A 2,009-nucleotide genomic window follows, 5' to 3' on the forward strand; every position below is an offset into this window, starting at 1 on the left:
CCTTAACTGCGCGTTATAGCGCACGATAAAATTGAATATGGATGGTCATGGATAATATCGAAAAAGAGCTCTATCAAGCAGCAATAGAACTAGTAAATATGCGATATCCTTCTGGTTGGGGTGGAGCTGCGGCTGTTAGAACAGAGTCAGGAAAAATATTAACAAGCATTGCTCCTGATACTAAAAACGATGCTCTTTCACTATGTATGGAGGTGGGAGCGTATTTAGAGGCTCACAAACTCAATGAGCGAGTGACCCACTCATTATGCCTGTGTCGTGAGAACGAGAACGATGAATTTCTAATCTTGTCACCATGCGGAGTTTGTCAAGAGCGCCTCGTCCATTGGGGTGGGGATGTCAAAGCGGCAATTACGACTCCAGAGAATGCATTGGTTTTCAAGACTATACGAGAATTAATGCCTCATCATTGGTCACTTGTAAACGGCAAAGCGCTATAACAAATTGCTTAAGAGTGATTCGTAACGCGTGGCATTTTTACTTTGCGGTGGTTTTAGTGTTTAAGGTGGTATGCGGTAGCTTTTGTATTGCGTTACTCACACCTTAGCAAGGCGTTAGTTTGCAAGAAGAAAAACGCAGCTATATCGCAAGATCTAGTTGTAAAAGCTCAAAGTTGAAATTGTCGTATCGGCGTTCAATTTCAGTGTTAACTAACATGGTGAAAATCCAAAATTGGCATCGTTTCAACGGTTGATTTGTTCTTTGGTGCGGTGACTTTGGGGTTAACTGAGTCGCAGTTTTTTGCTGAAACTCTGCTCGTTGAGTTTGTTGGTACAAAAGCCGATTTACTCGCTGAAATGGCGTTTTCTCTGGTGTGGTAATTTCATGTGGTTTCAGTTGCTTTGTTGAAAGTCCGCATTGTGAGATTTGTTTTCCAAAAGCGCTTTTTGGTGTTGTAAGTTCGTTTTCTGCGGCGTTGTTTTTTCAAAGTGGTTTCATTGACTAGCCGTTTTTAGACTACGCATGACTTAAATGCATCAAAGCACATAAAGTTTGTTGTTTGCAAAGTTTAAAATAACTTAAAATCAACGCTTTGGGTTTGCAAACTAACAAACTGCTCAAGAGGGATTCACAACGCGTGGCATTTTTACTATGCGTTGAATTTAGTGATTAAGGTGGTTTGCGGCGGCTTTTGTATTGCGTTGCTCACCCCTTAGCAGGGCGTTAGCTGCTTTAGGGATGGCTTCGGCACTCACGTTTTAAAGTATCATTCAACTAACCTAAAGGGTTGTAAAAAGGACTAATAGATTTGGACAATAACGATGAACGCGGTTGGAAGGCGCTGGTAGCATTAGTAAAGCCAGAGACTTTTTTAGGTGGGCTAGTTTTTATTTGGACGATGCTTTCTTTAGTTGGATTTATTTTTCTTTTTTGGCCTGATAATTGGTATAAATTTGAGTGGTCTGAGCAGATTGTTAATATCAACTGGGTGCTGTATGTTTCATCCGGGTTAGTCTGCTTTGCATGGTTGCATAAAACTGATCGCTCCGCAGATGATAAATTATCTCTTAAAGATATATTCTCTTATCTATTTGTTTTTTTAGCTGTACATGGAGTTCTTTTCGCAGGGGTGCTAACCCTTTTTGTGCATGTTACACATGCTTATAATAGTAAGGAAGCAGCACTGTATTTGGCAGTAAAAGGTAAAAATAGTCGATTTATATCAGGAGCTAAACCCGCGTGTAAAGGTGGCTTATTTCTAGAAAGATTTGATCATATTTGTTATGGAGATAAAGAGATTTGGGCTGCAGCTGAAAAAGATATGAGCGTGATAGTTAAAGGGCGGTTTTCAAATGTGGGTATGGAAATCGACAAGATGTACCTCGTGACTAACAAAAATTATCTACCTCGAGGTAAAATCGTTTTAGTACCCAGTGAACATACTAATGTCATGAAGTTTGAAGAGCTACCTTAACTTTGCCCATGGAAGCTGTGCAATTGGCAAATACAGCTAACAAACTGTTCAAGAGTGATTCGCAACGCGTGGTATT

General features: G+C 40.1%; 2 protein-coding genes. Both read left to right on the forward strand.

Going from position 1 to position 2,009, the window contains the following annotated elements; all coding sequences use genetic code 11:
* Window positions 1–47 precede the first annotated feature (47 nt).
* Complete coding sequence (locus KIO97_RS22230) at window positions 48–458, forward strand: cytidine deaminase (RefSeq protein ID WP_025613414.1); 411 nt, start codon at window positions 48–50, stop codon at window positions 456–458.
* Window positions 459–1,267: 809 nt separating this feature from the next.
* A complete protein-coding gene (locus KIO97_RS22245) occupies window positions 1,268–1,933 on the forward strand; it encodes a hypothetical protein (protein WP_041061743.1) in 666 nt (221 codons plus the stop codon).
* Window positions 1,934–2,009 lie beyond the last annotated feature (76 nt).

Source organism: Vibrio sp. B181a (assembly GCF_030248375.1).
GTDB lineage: Bacteria > Pseudomonadota > Gammaproteobacteria > Enterobacterales > Vibrionaceae > Vibrio > Vibrio campbellii.